Genomic DNA, 13,654 nt, shown 5'->3' on the forward strand with positions numbered 1-13,654 from the left:
GGCTCACTCGGCAACGATGTTGCGGGCCTTGATGATCTTGGCCCACACGGCCGTCTCGTCGCGGATGTAGGCGGCGAACTCGGCCGGCTTCATGGCCGCGTCGGTCATGCCCTGCGCCTTCAGGCGCTCGCGCACGTCGGGTGTCGAGAGCATCTCGGCCGCGTCCTTGGCGAGCTGCTCGACCACGGCGGGCGGCGTGCCCTTGGGCGCCATCAGGCCGTACCAGGAGGTCACGGTCACGCCCTGGATGCCCTGCTCCGCCAGCGTCGGGATTTCGGGTGCCGCGGCGCTGCGCTTCGCCTCGGTCACGCCCAGCGCGACCAGCTTGCCGTTCTTCAGGAAGGGCAGCGTCGCCGGCAGGTTGCTGAACATCAGCGGCACGGTGCCGCCGAGCACGTCGTTGAGCGCGGGCGCCGTGCCCTTGTAGGGCACGTGCAGCATGTCGATGCCAGCCTGCTGCTTGAAGAGCTCGCCCGCCAGGTGCAGGCCGCTGCCCACGCCGGGCGAGGCATACGACAGCGTGCCGGGCTTGGCCTTGGCCTGCGCCACCAGTTGCTTCGCGTCCTTGATGCCGGAGGCCGGAGATGCCACCAGCACGTTGGGCGCCTTCGCGAGCATGGTGACCGGCACGAAGTCCTTCGCCATGTCGAAGGGGAAGTTGGGCATCAGCGTCGGGTTGATGGTGACGTTGCCCGCCGGGATCACCAGCAGCGTGTGGCCATCGCCCTTGGCGCGCTTGACCTTGTCCATGCCGATGTTGCCGGCCGCGCCCACCTGGTTGTCGACCACGGCCGCCTGGCCGTAGCGCTTGGCCAGGCCGTCGGAGAGCACGCGGGCGAGCGTGTCGACCGGGCCGCCTGACGGGAACGGCGAGATGATGGTGAAGCGCTCGCTGGAGAGCTGCTTCTGCGCCTCGCTCTGCTGCGCGTGCACGGGCGCGGCGAGCGTGAAGGCAGTGAGTGCGGCGAACAGGACGGAGAAGGAAAGACGTCTTTGCATGAGAGTCGAGGAGTTCATTTCTTTTCGGTCAGGAAGGCGCCCTTGGGGCCTTCCGCGTTCTTCTGGCGGCGCGTGTTGCCATCGAGGCCGCCGTCCACCGCCCATTCGGCAAAGACCGTGGGGCCCGGCTCGAACTCGCGCGGCTGCCAATCGGCGGTGAGCTGGTCTTCGTCGGCGTAGTACTCGATGAGGCCGCCCGCCGGATTCTTGAAGTACCAGAAGTACGCGGACGACACCGGGTGGCGCCCCGGGCCGAGCTGGGTTTCCCAGCCGCATCGCGAGAAGTGCAGCCCGCCGCCGAACACCTCATGGATGTCGCGCACGGTAAAGGCCACGTGGTTCAGCCCACGCTTGCCCGAGGGAATCTGCAGCAGGAACAGGTCGTGGTGGCCGCCTTCGGCCGCACAGCGCATGAAGGCGCCGCGGTTGGGGTAGCTGTCGGAGGCCACGAAGCCGAAGCGATCGGCGTAGAAGGCGCTGGTGGCCTTCACGTCGCTCACGAAGAACACGACGTGGCCGACCTCGATGGGCGTGGCGCGTTCGTAGATGGGCGCCGGCTGATTGACGCGCGGCTTCGCGTTCCAGGTGTTCATGGCGCCGCAATCGACCTGCACCGCGTGCTTGCGGCTGACCTGCAGGCGCACGGCCAGGCCGTTGGGGTCGATGCAGCCGATGCGGCGCGCGCCGTCCACCGTGGCGTCGAAGAAGGCCGGGTCCTGCGCGATGGCTGCGGCGTAGCGGTCGAGGTCGGCATCGCTTTCCACGCCCCACACCACTTCGCGCAGCGTCGGGCCCTCTTCCATCGCGGGCGGCAGGCCCGGCTTGTCCAGCGCGGCGACCACCACCTTGCAGCCGTTCAGGCACTCGAAGACGAGTTCGTCGGCGGCCTCCGACTTCAGGGAAAGGCCCCAGTCCTGGAAGAACCGGCGGCAGGCGGGCAGGTCGTCCGCGCCGTAGGTGATCTGGTCGATGCCAAGTACGCTCATCGTGCGCTCCTCTTCAGTTCGCCCAGGGGAGCGGTTGTTCATTGGTACCCCAGTACATGCTCTTCTGCTCCATGTACTGGAAGATGCCTTCGCGGCCCTTCTCGCGGCCCAGGCCGCTGTCGCGCCAGCCGCCGAAGGGCGTGGACACCGAGAACTGCTTGTAGGTGTTGACCCAGACCGTGCCGGCCTGCACCGCGCGGCCCAGCTTCCAGGCGCGCTTGAAGTCGCGGCTCCACACGCCGGCCGCCAGCGCGTAGACGCTGTCGTTGGCCTGCGCGATCAGCTCTTCCTCGCTGTCGAAGGGCATGGCGACCAGCACCGGGCCGAAGATCTCTTCCTGGCTGATGCGCGCGCCGTTCGTCAGGCCTTCGATGATGGTCGGCTTGTAGAAGTAGCCCCGGTCATAGCCATCGCCGTGCGGGCGTACGCCGCCCGTGCGAATCCTGCCGCCTTCGGAAACGCCAAGATCGACGTAGCGCTCGATGCCCTCTCGGTGCTTCGCGGTGATGAGCGGACCCATCTGCGTGCGCTCCGAGGCCGGGTCGCCCACGCGCAGCGCGTTGGCGCCTTCGGCCAGCCGCGTGAGGAACTCGTCGTAGATGCCGCGCGCCACGAACAGGCGCGACCCCGCGATGCACGACTCGCCCGACGAGCTGAAGATGCCGTAGAGCACGCCGTTCACCGCGTGGTCGATGTCCGCATCGTCCAGCACCATGGTCGGCGACTTGCCGCCGAGCTCCAGCGACACCGGCATCATCTTGTCGGCCGCGATGTGGGCGATGTGCTTGCCGGTGGTGGTGCCGCCGGTGAACGACACGCGCTTGACCAGCGGATGCTTGGTGATCGCGTCGCCGATCACCGAGCCCCTGCCCGGCAGCACGCTGACGATGCCCTTGGGCACGCCGGCCTTCTCGCAGATGCGCGCCAGCTCCAGCGCCATCAGCGGCGTGACCTCGGCGGGCTTCACGACCACCGCGTTGCCGGCGGCCAGCGCGGGCGCCAGCTTCTGCGCCTCGCTGGCAATGGGCGAGTTCCACGGGGTGATGGCCGCGACCACGCCCATGGGCTCGTGCACGCTCATGGTCACGAAGGCGCCGCGCGAGGGCGTGATGGTTTCCTCCAGCGTCTCCAGCGCGGCGGCGAAGAACTGGAAGGTGCCGGCGGCGCTGGCCACGAGGTTGCGGGTCTCGTTGATCGGCTTGCCGTTGTCCAGGCGCTGCTTCTGCGCGAGCGATTCGGCCTCTTCGCGGATCAGCTGCGCCACGCGGTGCAGCACGGCCGCGCGCTCGTGCGGCAGGCGCTGCGCCCAGCCGCTGGTGCGAAAGGCGCGGTCTGCGCCCGCAATGGCTTCCTCGACGTCGGCCAGGCTCGCGGCCCGCAGGCGCGCGATGGGCTCGCCGGTGGCCGGGTACAGGCTTTCGTAGACGTCGCCGCCGCCCAGGCGCCATTCGCCGGCGATGCAGATCGGAAGGAGTTCGGAAGAGATCATGGGAAACGGCGGGTTCAGATGGCGAGCGCGGCCACGCGATTGCGCAGCGCACGCACGGCGCTGTAGACGGTCAGCGCGGATGTCTTGGGGTTGGCCGCCAGCGGCTTGTTGCGCATGGTCAGTTCGAAGCTGCCGAATGCGCCCTCGGCTTCGACCGTGTGCACGTTCTCGGTGGTGGCCGGGTCGGCGATGAGCCGCACCATGGTGCGGTCGAGCCCCAGCCCCGCGAGCGAGACGGTGGCCGCGACGTTGGCGTTCTTCGGATAGAGCAAGGCCGCTTCGCGCGCGCTGCCTTCGAAGATCACGGTTTCATGCGCCAGCGCGCCGAGGTCGCGGCCCTGCTCGGCCGGCGTGCCCTTCCAGGCCTGAGGCGGCTTGCGGCCGGTGTAGCGCACGCTGTCGAGACCGCCGATGCGCGCGGCAGCGAGCGCGTCGATGGCGCCGATGGCGCCGGGAATCAACTGCACCTGAGTGCGGCCGGCAATGGCGGCGGCTTCGAGCTTCTCGGCCAGGCCGGTAGCCGACAGCGCGCCGACCGAGGCGACCACGCAGGGCGTGCCGCGTGCCAGCGCGGGCAGCACGTGCTGCTCGATGGCGGCATGGCCTGCGGTCTCGACCACGAGGTCGATACCGTCGGCGGGCAAGGCGCTGCCCACCTGCGCGTCGGGTGCAGCCTTCTGCGCGGCGGCGATGGCGTCGGCGGGCACGACGACAGCCACCACCTTCAGGGCGGGATCGCCGTGGAGCAGTTCGAGCACCGAGGTGCCGATGGCTCCGCAGCCGACGAGTGCGATCCGCGTGGGCGTTGGCATGGAACGGCCTTCCCTCACTTGCCCACCGTGCCGAGCGCCGGGATCTGCGTGACCGTGTTGGTCGGCGGGCCGGCGAAGGTGGTCTTGAAGCTGCCGATCGAGAGCATGTCGATCTCAAGCAGGAACGGGCCCTCGGCCGCCAGCGCCTCGCCGATGCGGGCGGGCAGCTCGGCCAGGTCCTGCACGCGGGCATGCGGCAGCGCGATCGACTTGCACAGCAGGTCGTAGTCGGGCGTGTGCAGCTCGGCGTAGCACTGGCGGCCGCCGTACTGCGCGTCCTGGATGTTCTTGATGACGCCATAGCTCTTGTCGTTCATGAGCACGATCACCATCGGCGCCTTCTCCTGCACCATGCAGGCCAGCTCGCCCAGGTTCAGAATGAAGCCGCCGTCGCCGGCCAGGCAGAAGGTCTTGCGGCCCGATCCCGTCACTGCCGCGCCGATGGCCGCGCCGATGGCCATCGGCATGCCCTGGCCGATGCCGCCGCCCGTGGCGTGCACGCCGGCGCTCGGTTCGAAGACGCGCAGCTCGCGATTGCCCCAGGTGCTGTTGGAGACGGTAACGTCGCGCACCCAGTTGAAGTTGCGCCCGGCCGCCGACTGGAGCTGGCGCACGAGTTCGGCGTACGGGCCGAGGCCGTCGCGCAGCCCCGCAACCGCCTGGTCGTGCGCGGCGCGCAGGTCGACCAGCAGCTGCGGGTCGGCCTTGTACCTGGCGGCTTCGAGGCGGTCGGCCAGGCCTTCGAGGGCCAGCGCGGAATCGCCGCAGACGAAGGCTTCGGACGCGTAGCAGCGGCCTTCGGCGGCGGCGTCGACGTCGATGCGGTAAAGCGGGCGGGGCAGCTTCAGCTCGTACTTGAGCGTCTCGTTGCCGCGCAGGCGCGAACCGACCACGAGCATCGCGTCGCAGGTCTGGTAGAGGGCCTCGACCGGCTTCTGGATGTTGTAGGCGCCGAGCGAGCCGGCGTCGTCCTCGGGCACCGTGCCGCGGCCCTGAGTCGTCGTGACGACACCGAAGCCGAGTTTCTGCAGGCGCTGGATGGCGGCGCGGGCATGGCGGGCACCGCCGCCGACCCACAGCATCGGGCGCCTTGCAACGGCGAGGCGCGCGGCCAGCGCGTCGAGTGCGGCGGCCGACGGCACGGCGCGCTCGACGGGCAGCGGCGACAGGTCGGCCGGCATCGTGGTCAGCGCCGACTGGATGTCGATCGGGATCTCGACGCTGACCGGGCCGGTCGGCGCCGTCAGCGCGAGCTGCACCGCGCGCTTGAGCGTGCCGAGCACCGTCTCGACGCTGCGCACGCGCAGCGCGGCCTTCGACACGGCCTTGAGCATCGTGAGCTGGTCGGGCGCCTCGTGGATGTACGACATGCCCTTGTCGAGGTACGGCGTCTCGATCTGCCCAGTGATGTGCAGCAGCGGCGCGCCGGCCGTCAGGGCCTCGACCATGCTGCCCGCGATGTTGCCCGCGGCAGGCCCGGTGCTGGTGATGCACACGCCCAGGCTGGCGGTGGATCGCGCGTAGGCGTCGGCCATGTTGCCCGCGCCGGCTTCTCCGCGCGCCGAGATGAAACGCACCGTGCCGCGCTGCGCGAAGGCATCGAGGATCGGCATGTTGTGGATCGAGATCACGCCGAAGGCCGCCTTGACGCCGCACTGTTCGAGAAAGGCGGCGACGACGGCGCCGACGGTGACGGTGTTGTTGGGGTTATGCATGGCGTGACAGGCCTCCGGAAATGTCGATGTGGCTGCCCGTCGTGTACGACGCGAGGGGCGAAGCGAGGAAAAGGATCGCGCGCGCGGCTTCGGTCGGAAGCCCCAGGCGACCCAGCGGGATGTGCTTGTTCTTCGCGAGCTGGCCGCTCCAGGCGGTCCAGTCGAGCGACTTGTCTTCGCGCGCCTCGAAGCGGCGGCGCCACTGGCCCGACTCCACCAGGCCGATCAGGATGCCGTTGACGCGCACGCCCTGCGGCGCGAATTCGGTCGCCATGGAGCGCACGAGGTTCAGCAGGCCGGCGCGCGCGGCCGAGGTGGCGACCATGTGCGGCTCGGGCTGGCGCGCCAGCAGCGAGTTGGCGCAGACGATGGCGGCATCGCCCAGCACCGCACGCTGTGCAGCGAGCTGCGGCAGGAAGGCGCGCGTGGGATTGATGACGGAGAAGAATTTCAGGTTCAGCTCTTCGGTCCAGGCCTCGTCGTCGGTGTTCGCGAAAGTCGAGACCCTGCCCTGCCCCGCGTTGTTGACCAGCATCGAGGCCGGGCCGAGCGCGGCTTCGCTGGCGGCGGCGAAAGCGCGCACCGAGGAGGCTTCGAGCACGTCGCAAGGCTGGGCGAAGAGCTTCGCGTCCGGGAACTGACTGCGCAGGCCGGCCACGGCGCCGTCGAGCCGCTCGGCATTGCGGCCGCACAGCGCGACGGCGGCGCCGCAGCCCAGCAGCAGCTCGACGGTGGCCAGGCCGATGCCCGACGAGCCGCCCGTGACCACGGCCACGCGGCCGGCCAGCGCATCGGCGGCGAAGAAGGAAGGAAGAGCCTGGTCTGTCATGGTTTCAGGGTCATGCGGAGCGCAGCGGCACCACCTTGGCGGTGCGCGCGGGCGAGTAATTGAGCAGGCCGGAGATCTCGTCGGCCGTGCCGCGCACGCGCTGCACCATCTCGTCGATGCGGCTTTCCTCGATGTGGCTGGCGGTGACGGTGGCGCCCAGGGCGGCGACGATGTGGCCGCTGTGGTCGCGCACCGGCGCGGCGATGCTGGAGATGTTCGATTCGAAGAAGCCCTCGCCCAGCACGTAGCCGCGCTGGCGGTCGGCCTGCACCATGTCGAAGAGTTCGTTCACGGTCTTGGGCGTGCTCGGCGAGAAGGTCTCGAGCTTGTCTTCGGGGTAGAGCGCGCGCAGCTGCGGCAGCGTGAGGTCTTCGAGCAGGATGCGGCCCAGCACCGTGGCATGGGCCGGCAGCCGCGTGCCCACGGTGACCGAGCTAGCGAAGGGCGTGGGCGGCGCGACCTTGGCGACATAGACGATGGAGCGGCCGTCGCGCACCACCAGGTTGCAGGGTGTGCGCAGCTCGTCGCACAGGCGGTTGAGCAGCGGCGTGCCCAGCTGGGTGAGCTCCAGCGAGGCGAGGTATTCGAAGCCCAGGCGCAGCACGGCAAGGCCCAGGCGGTAGTCGCGACCGCCCTCGGTGCGCTCGAGAAAACCCATGTTCTCCAGCGTGGTGAGCAGGCGGAAGACGGTCGAGCGCGGCAGGTCGAAGCGGCGCGCCAGTTCAGGCGCCGAGAGCGTGCGGCTTTCGCGGCTGAACTCGCACAGCACGCGCAGTCCGCGCTCCAGCGCGGGCACGTTGTAGCGGTCGGCGCCCTCTTCCATCGCTTCGTTGCCGTCGTTGTTGTTGGCCATGCCAGTGGTTCCTTCCTCGGATGTCTCTGTGTGGTTGCGGTCAGCCGGCGAGCGATTCGCGCAGCAGCTTGGCGACGGCCTGTGGTTGCTCCACATAGCCGGCGTGGCCCGCATCCTCCACCAATTCGAGCGGCACTCCGCACTGGCGCGCGACTTCTTCGCAGGCCGACGGCGGCGTGACCACGTCGAGCGCGCCGCAGGCCACGCGCACCGGCATGGGCGGCGGCAGGTCGGCCAGAAGGTCGGCGTTGCACAGCAGCTCGACCGCCTGACGGTAGCCGCGGTCGTTCAGCCGGGCCATGTTCCAGCGCACCCACTGGCGGGCGTGCTCGGAGGCCTTGTCGGAAACCAGCCGGGCCGAACGCTTCGCGGCCATGCCTGCGATGCCGAGTTCGTCGAGCGTGGCGAGGCGTTCGGCGCGGACCCTGGCGCGGGCTTCCGCACGAGACGCCGCGCCGTAGCCGATGGCCGGGCTGACCAGCACCAGCCGGTGGACGCGCGCATCGCTGCGCGCGGCCGAGGCGGCGGTGATGGCACCGAGCGAATGGCCGACCAGCACGCACGAATCGATCTCCAGCGCATCGAGCAAGGCGCCCAGGCGCGCCGCGTAATCGGCGGCGGTCGGCGCACGGGCCTCGAGCGGCGTGGAGCTTCCGTAACCGGGCGCATCCCAGGCAATCACGCGGGCCTGCGATGCGAGCAGCGCGGCGGTGTCGATCCACGATGCTGCGCCCGAGCCGATGCCGTGCAGGCACACGATGGCCGCGCCCCGCCCGCACTCGCGCACCGACACCACCGCGCCGCCGCCGACCGCGACATCGCGCGCCGGAAAGCGGGCGTCGAGCCGTGCCAGCTCGGAGGCCGGCAGGAGCGCATCAGGATGGGCAGCGTGGTTCATGGGCTGAGGGTCTTTTTTCGGGAATACCGCGGAACCGGCCTTGCCGGGCCGCAGGTACCGCCCCTGCAAGGGGGCGGCGGCCGCACGGAGTGGGCGGGCCTGGGGGGCGGCCTTATCGCTTGATCTTGGCGAGGGGGTGATCGGCCGGGTACGTCGGCGTCACCGGCTTCTTCGCGCCGAGCATCACGCACATCAGCGCGTCCTCGTCGCCGATGTTGATCTCCTCACGGTACACGCCGGGCGGCACCGAGATCAGGTCGCGGTCGGTCATGATGGTCTCGAAGCGCTCGCCGTCCTTCTCGATCACCACCTTGAGCTTGCCGCGGATCAGGAAGAACACTTCCTCCACGTCGGTGTGCAGGTGCGGCGGGCCTTCGTGGCCGGCGGGGATCACCATGGTCGAGAAGGTGAAGTGCTCGGCAGGCACGGTGTTGACGTCGGCCGCGACGCCGGTGCCGCCGGTGCCCACGTAGCGCATCTGGGCGCGGCGGTACTTGGGGTCGAAGTCGGCCTGGAACTTCAGCGCGTCCCAGTCGTACTTGCGGGTTTCGTAGCGCGCGATGCGGGTGTTCATCCACTCCGCGAGGCTGCTGCCTTCGGGCTGGGCCAGGGTGCTGGTAGCCGCGGGGTTGATCTTCTGCTGTTCGGACAGGTCGCTCATCGGGTTGACTCCTTGGTCGGAAAAATCGGGTGCGTGGGTTGGTTCTCAGTGCATCGCAAAGCCGCCGTTGACGGCCAGCAGCTGGCCAGTCACGAAGCGCGCGAGCCCCGAAAGAAGGAAGACGGTGGCGCCGCACACGTCGGCGGCCTGCTGCTCGCGCGGAATGGCGCGGCCTTCGAGGTACTTCTGGTGGCGCGCCATCGGCACGTATTCGGTGGCTTCCACCAGCGTGAGGCCGGGCGCCACGGCGTTGACGGTGATGTTGTCGCCGCCCCACTCGCGCGCCAGCGAGCGCGTCATGGAAATGACTGCGCCCTTGCTCGACGCATAGGCCAGCAGGTTGGGCGCGCCCCACAGCGCGGTGTCGGAGGCGAGGTTGACGATCGCGCCGCGGCCGCTTTCGGCCAGCGCGGCGCGGCAGGCGCGGCCCATGAGCCAGCTGCCGCGCACGTTGACGTTCATCACGCGATCCCACATGTCGATCTCGAGCTGGTGCGCGTCGCGGCCGCCGGAGTTGGTGATGGCGGCGTTGTTGACGAGCCCGTCGAGGCCGCCGAGCAGGCGGATGGCTTCGTCGGCGCAAGCCACGATGGAACCCGGGTTGGCCAGATCGACGGGCAGCGCGTGGGCGTCGCGGCCCGCTTCGCGCAGCGCCTTCGCCTCGGTCTCGGCCAGCTCACCGAGGATGTCGGCCAGCACCACGCTCGCGCCCGCGGCGGCAATGCACTGCGCGAAGGCGAGGCCCAGCCCGCGCGCGCCGCCGGTCACGAGCACACGGCGGCCGGCCAGCAGGTTGGCGGGCATCTCGGCGAGCAGCGCCTGCAGGCTCGATGGATCGGCGATGGCTTTGAGTTCGGTCATGGAATGAAGCTGGTGGAAACGAAGGTCAGTCGGCCTGGATGCCGAGCTCCTTGATGACCTTGCCGAAGCGCGCGTAGTCGGCGGCATTGGTCTTGCCGAGCACGTCGGCGTCGCCACCCACGGGCGTGGTGCCGAGCACGGCCATGCGCGAGACGATCTCGGGCATCTTCAGGATCTCGTTGAAGTGGGCGTTGAGCGTCTTGACGATCTCGGGCGGCAGGTTGCGCGGGCCCCAGAGGCCGTTCCAGGCGGTCACCTCGACGTCCTTGTAGCCCTGCTCGGCCATCGTCGGCACGCTGGGCGCGAGCGGCGAGCGCTGGGCCGAGGCCACGGCCAGCGGGCGCAGCTTGCCGCCGGCGAGGTACGGCGCCACCGGCCCCAGCGTGACGAAGGTGACCGGCACGTGGCCGCCCAGCACGTCGTTGATGGCGGGCGCCACGCCCTTGTAGGGCACGTGCGCGAGGGTGGCGCCCGAGGCGCGGGCGAACATCTCGCCCAGGATGTGCATCGGCGAGCCGCTGCCCGGGCTGGCGTAGCTCAGCGTCTTGCCGCCCTTGGCCGCGGCCACCGCATCCTTCACCGAGGAGAGGCCGCTGTTGCCGCCGGCCACCAGGAACAGCGGCTGACTGCCCGTCTGCACGATCGGCGTGAAGCCGTTCAGCACGTCGTAGCCCGAGCCGTTGGTCTTGAGCACCAGCTGCGCGATCGAGAAGGTGCTGGGCGCGAGCAGCAGCGTGTAGCCGTCGGGCACGGCCTTCGACACATAGGCGCTGCCGATGATGCCGCTGGCGCCGGGGCGGTTGTCGACCAGCACGGTCTGGCCGACGCGCGCCGACAGCTTCTCCGCGAAGAGGCGCGCCAGCGCGTCCGTGTCGCCGCCGGCCGGATAGGCGACGACCAGCGTGATCTGCTTGGCCGGATAGCTGTCGGCTGCCCAGGCGAGTCCGGAGGCGCAAGCGGCGGCCATGGAAATGGCGGCGGCGATGGCATGGCGGCGAGTGGGTTTCATCGTGTCCGTTCTATCTAGGATTGTTTCACTAAAGAAACAACGATTTATTAATGGAACGCCACGAAGAATATCGAAGAAGACAACTTCATGACTAAGGGAAAACCCGTATTCGTATCGCAACGAAAACAGGGCGGCCTTTTCGGGCCGCCCTGGCTGGCGTGAGAGAGAACGAGGAGAGAACGAGGCGTCAGCCGCCGTAGCGCGCCACGGTGAGGCCTTCCATGTCGATCTCGGGCGACCTGCCCTCGATCAGGTCGGCCATCACGCGGCCGGTGCCCGCGGCCATGGTCCAGCCGAGCGTGCCGTGGCCGGTGCTCAGCATCAGGTTGGGAACGCGGGTGGCGCCGATCACCGGCGTGCCGTCGGGCGTCATGGGACGCAGGCCGGTCCAGAAGGAAGCCTCGCGCACGTTGCCGCCTCGCGGGAAGAGGTCGGTCACGACGTGTTCGAGCGTGTCACGCCGGCGTTCGTTGAGTCGCAGGTCGAAGCCCGAGAGTTGCGCGGTGCCGCCCACGCGGATGCGGTCACCCAGGCGCGTGACCGCCACCTTGAAGGTCTCGTCCATCACGGTGGATTCGGGCGCGCCGCCCGCATCGGTGATGGGCACGGTGATCGAGAAGCCCTTGACCGGATACACCGGTAGCCGGATGCCCAGCGGCCTGACCAGCGCCGGCGAGTAGCTGCCGAGCGCGACCACATAGCGCTCGGCGGTGAAGCTGCCCGCGTCGGTGTGCACCGCCGTCACGCCCTTGGCCGCGTCGTGCTCGAGTGCCTGGATGTTCACGCCGAACCGGAACTTCACGCCCTCGGCCTCGGCCAGCTTCGCCAGCGCCTGCGTGAACTTGAAGCAGTCGCCGGTCTCGTCGCCCGGCAGCCGCAGGCCGCCGACGAACTTGCCCTTCACCGCCGCGAGCGCCGGCTCGTACTGCACGCAGCCTTCGCGGTCGAGCAATTGGTAGGGCACGCCGGAAGCCTGCAGCACCTCGACGTCCTTCGAGGTGCCGTCGAGCTGCTGCTGCGTGCGAAAGAGCTGCAGCGTGCCCTGCATGCGCTCGTCGTAGGCGATGCCGGTGTCGGCGCGCAGTTCCTTCAGGCAATCGCGGCTGTACTCGGCGAGCCGCACCATGCGGCTCTTGTTGACCTCGTAGCGCGCCTGCGTGCAGTTGCGCAGCATCGAGAGGCCCCAGCGCCACATCGCCGGATCGAGCATCGGCTTGATGACCAGCGGGCTGTGCTGCATCAGCATCCACTTGATCGCCTTGACCGGCACGCCGGGCCCGGCCCAGGGCGCCGAGTAGCCGGGCGACACCTCGCCCGCATTGGCGAAGCTGGTTTCGAGCGCCGGCGCCGGCTGGCGCTCCAGCACCGTCACCTCGTGTCCGGCGCGCGCAAGGTAATACGCGATGGAGGTGCCGATGACACCGCTGCCGAGAATCAGGACCCGCATGAGAACTCCCCCTGTCTCTTGAAAGCCGAATGCTGCAACGGCCCGAGAGTACAGGTTCGGCAGGCGCTACAGACCCAGCGAGTCCTGCAATTGCCGTGCCGTCCAGCGCTTGGGCTGTTGCGGCCAGGCCTCGAGCAGCGCGACCATGCGGGCGTTCCGTGGTGCGCTCAGTCCATGCTCCTGCGCGAGGCGCACCACCTCGCCGCTGAGCGCGTCGATCTCGGTGCGGCGGCCCAGCGCAAGGTCGTCGGCCATGCTGGAGCGCGCCTTGGCGTCGATGCGCAGCATGCGCGCGGCGACGATGCGGAAGATCCAGTCGGGCAGCCGCAACAGGCTGACCAGCCGGTGCGCGGGCACCGCCGCCACCTGCGCCGGCACGATGCCGGCCACGTTGAGGATGCCCAGCGCCTCGTCGATCAGCGACGCGAAGCAGCGGCGGTAGCCGCGCAGCATCAGCTCCTCGCGCAGGGGCAGGCCCGAAAGCGCGTTGACGGGGTTGTTGAGGTTGAGCATCAGCTTGCCCCACTGCACTGGCAGCAGGTCGGCATGCAGGTCGAGCGGCACGCCGGCGCGCTCGAAGACGGGAAGCCAGGGACGCAACGCCGCATCGTCCTCGGCGGCCAGCCGGCCGGGGGTGCCGCGATGGAAGGCCCCCGGGCCGATCTCGGCCACGTTGTAAGGCACCATGCCCGCCAGCACGTTGAGCGACGGGCCGGTCTGGGCGGCCGCGGCGCGGTTGGAAATGCCGTTCTGCAGAGAGATCACCGCGGTACCGGCCGGCAGCGAGAAGGCCAGCTCGCCCGCCGCCTCGGCGGTGGCACCGCTCTTCACGCAAAGCAGCACCAGCGAAGGCTTGGCGCCCGCAGGAACCTGCTCGGCGAGCCGCAGCTTGCCTGCGGGCAGGCTGCGCTTGGCGCCGTCGATGTCGGTGAGCGTCAGGCCATGCTTCGCGAGCTTCTCGAGCACGCGCGGACGGCCGACGAAGGTGACGGGCACGCCCGCGGCCGCGAGGCTGCCGCCGATGAAGCACCCGATGGTGCCCGCCCCCATCACAAGCACTTCACCGGGGGTTGCTTCTGGCATGGGTGGAGTGCT

13 protein-coding genes are annotated in these 13,654 nt (G+C 69.6%); all 13 read right to left on the reverse strand.

The window, feature by feature from the left end:
- Nucleotides 1-3: 3 nt before the first annotated feature.
- The 13 genes from FHT32_RS22180 to FHT32_RS22240 all read right to left on the reverse strand — a co-directional run bounded on the left by FHT32_RS22180 (nt 4) and on the right by FHT32_RS22240 (nt 13,642).
- Entirely contained in the window at nt 4-999 is a 996-nt protein-coding gene (locus tag FHT32_RS22180; RefSeq protein ID WP_371132239.1) for a Bug family tripartite tricarboxylate transporter substrate binding protein, read from the reverse strand.
- Between the two features lie 14 nt (nt 1,000-1,013).
- On the reverse strand, nt 1,014-1,985 hold the full coding sequence (locus tag FHT32_RS22185; RefSeq protein ID WP_176666771.1) for a VOC family protein: 972 nt from the start codon (nt 1,983-1,985) through the stop codon (nt 1,014-1,016).
- Nucleotides 1,986-1,998: 13 nt separating this feature from the next.
- Nucleotides 1,999-3,474, reverse strand: coding sequence for an aldehyde dehydrogenase (locus FHT32_RS22190; protein WP_176666772.1), 1,476 nt, complete (start codon nt 3,472-3,474; stop codon nt 1,999-2,001).
- Nucleotides 3,475-3,488: 14 nt separating this feature from the next.
- On the reverse strand, nt 3,489-4,286 hold the full coding sequence (locus tag FHT32_RS22195) for an aspartate dehydrogenase (RefSeq protein ID WP_176666773.1): 798 nt from the start codon (nt 4,284-4,286) through the stop codon (nt 3,489-3,491).
- Nucleotides 4,287-4,300: 14 nt separating this feature from the next.
- On the reverse strand, nt 4,301-6,001 hold the full coding sequence (locus FHT32_RS22200) for a thiamine pyrophosphate-binding protein (RefSeq protein WP_126182128.1): 1,701 nt from the start codon (nt 5,999-6,001) through the stop codon (nt 4,301-4,303).
- A complete protein-coding gene (locus FHT32_RS22205; RefSeq protein ID WP_176666774.1) occupies nt 5,994-6,830 on the reverse strand; it encodes an SDR family oxidoreductase in 837 nt (278 codons plus the stop codon). Before FHT32_RS22205 ends, FHT32_RS22200 begins: the two co-directional genes overlap by 8 nt.
- A gap of 10 nt (nt 6,831-6,840) precedes the next feature.
- Nucleotides 6,841-7,683 carry an IclR family transcriptional regulator gene (locus FHT32_RS22210; RefSeq protein ID WP_176666775.1) on the reverse strand — a complete coding sequence of 281 codons (843 nt, stop codon included), beginning with the start codon at nt 7,681-7,683 and terminating at the stop codon, nt 6,841-6,843.
- Nucleotides 7,684-7,723: 40 nt separating this feature from the next.
- Nucleotides 7,724-8,581, reverse strand: coding sequence for an alpha/beta fold hydrolase (locus tag FHT32_RS22215; protein ID WP_176666776.1), 858 nt, complete (start codon nt 8,579-8,581; stop codon nt 7,724-7,726).
- A gap of 112 nt (nt 8,582-8,693) precedes the next feature.
- On the reverse strand, nt 8,694-9,242 hold the full coding sequence (locus FHT32_RS22220; protein ID WP_019652117.1) for a cupin domain-containing protein: 549 nt from the start codon (nt 9,240-9,242) through the stop codon (nt 8,694-8,696).
- A 45-nt stretch (nt 9,243-9,287) separates the two neighbouring features.
- Nucleotides 9,288-10,103 carry an SDR family oxidoreductase gene (locus FHT32_RS22225; protein ID WP_176666777.1) on the reverse strand — a complete coding sequence of 272 codons (816 nt, stop codon included), beginning with the start codon at nt 10,101-10,103 and terminating at the stop codon, nt 9,288-9,290.
- 25 nt (nt 10,104-10,128) lie between these two features.
- Nucleotides 10,129-11,112, reverse strand: coding sequence for a tripartite tricarboxylate transporter substrate binding protein (locus tag FHT32_RS22230; RefSeq protein WP_176666778.1), 984 nt, complete (start codon nt 11,110-11,112; stop codon nt 10,129-10,131).
- 187 nt (nt 11,113-11,299) lie between these two features.
- On the reverse strand, nt 11,300-12,559 hold the full coding sequence (locus FHT32_RS22235; RefSeq protein ID WP_176666779.1) for a D-amino acid dehydrogenase: 1,260 nt from the start codon (nt 12,557-12,559) through the stop codon (nt 11,300-11,302).
- Nucleotides 12,560-12,625: 66 nt separating this feature from the next.
- Nucleotides 12,626-13,642, reverse strand: coding sequence for a 2-dehydropantoate 2-reductase (locus tag FHT32_RS22240; protein ID WP_176666780.1), 1,017 nt, complete (start codon nt 13,640-13,642; stop codon nt 12,626-12,628).
- Nucleotides 13,643-13,654: the final 12 nt, after the last annotated feature.

It is taken from the genome of Variovorax sp. SG517 (assembly GCF_013376045.1).
In the GTDB taxonomy this organism is placed as follows: domain Bacteria; phylum Pseudomonadota; class Gammaproteobacteria; order Burkholderiales; family Burkholderiaceae_C; genus Variovorax.

Excerpts from the sequence above, each read along its gene's own strand:
- FHT32_RS22180 (WP_371132239.1), bottom strand. The coding sequence starts at position 999 with ATGCAAAGACGTCTTTCCTTCTCCGTCCTGTTCGCCGCACTCACTGCC.
- FHT32_RS22185 (WP_176666771.1), bottom strand. The coding sequence starts at position 1,985 with ATGAGCGTACTTGGCATCGACCAGATCACCTACGGCGCGGACGACCTG.
- FHT32_RS22190 (WP_176666772.1), bottom strand. The coding sequence starts at position 3,474 with ATGATCTCTTCCGAACTCCTTCCGATCTGCATCGCCGGCGAATGGCGC.
- FHT32_RS22195 (WP_176666773.1), bottom strand. The coding sequence starts at position 4,286 with ATGCCAACGCCCACGCGGATCGCACTCGTCGGCTGCGGAGCCATCGGC.
- FHT32_RS22200 (WP_126182128.1), bottom strand. The coding sequence starts at position 6,001 with ATGCATAACCCCAACAACACCGTCACCGTCGGCGCCGTCGTCGCCGCC.
- FHT32_RS22205 (WP_176666774.1), bottom strand. The coding sequence starts at position 6,830 with ATGACAGACCAGGCTCTTCCTTCCTTCTTCGCCGCCGATGCGCTGGCC.
- FHT32_RS22210 (WP_176666775.1), bottom strand. The coding sequence starts at position 7,683 with ATGGCCAACAACAACGACGGCAACGAAGCGATGGAAGAGGGCGCCGAC.
- FHT32_RS22215 (WP_176666776.1), bottom strand. The coding sequence starts at position 8,581 with ATGAACCACGCTGCCCATCCTGATGCGCTCCTGCCGGCCTCCGAGCTG.
- FHT32_RS22220 (WP_019652117.1), bottom strand. The coding sequence starts at position 9,242 with ATGAGCGACCTGTCCGAACAGCAGAAGATCAACCCCGCGGCTACCAGC.
- FHT32_RS22225 (WP_176666777.1), bottom strand. The coding sequence starts at position 10,103 with ATGACCGAACTCAAAGCCATCGCCGATCCATCGAGCCTGCAGGCGCTG.
- FHT32_RS22230 (WP_176666778.1), bottom strand. The coding sequence starts at position 11,112 with ATGAAACCCACTCGCCGCCATGCCATCGCCGCCGCCATTTCCATGGCC.
- FHT32_RS22235 (WP_176666779.1), bottom strand. The coding sequence starts at position 12,559 with ATGCGGGTCCTGATTCTCGGCAGCGGTGTCATCGGCACCTCCATCGCG.
- FHT32_RS22240 (WP_176666780.1), bottom strand. The coding sequence starts at position 13,642 with ATGCCAGAAGCAACCCCCGGTGAAGTGCTTGTGATGGGGGCGGGCACC.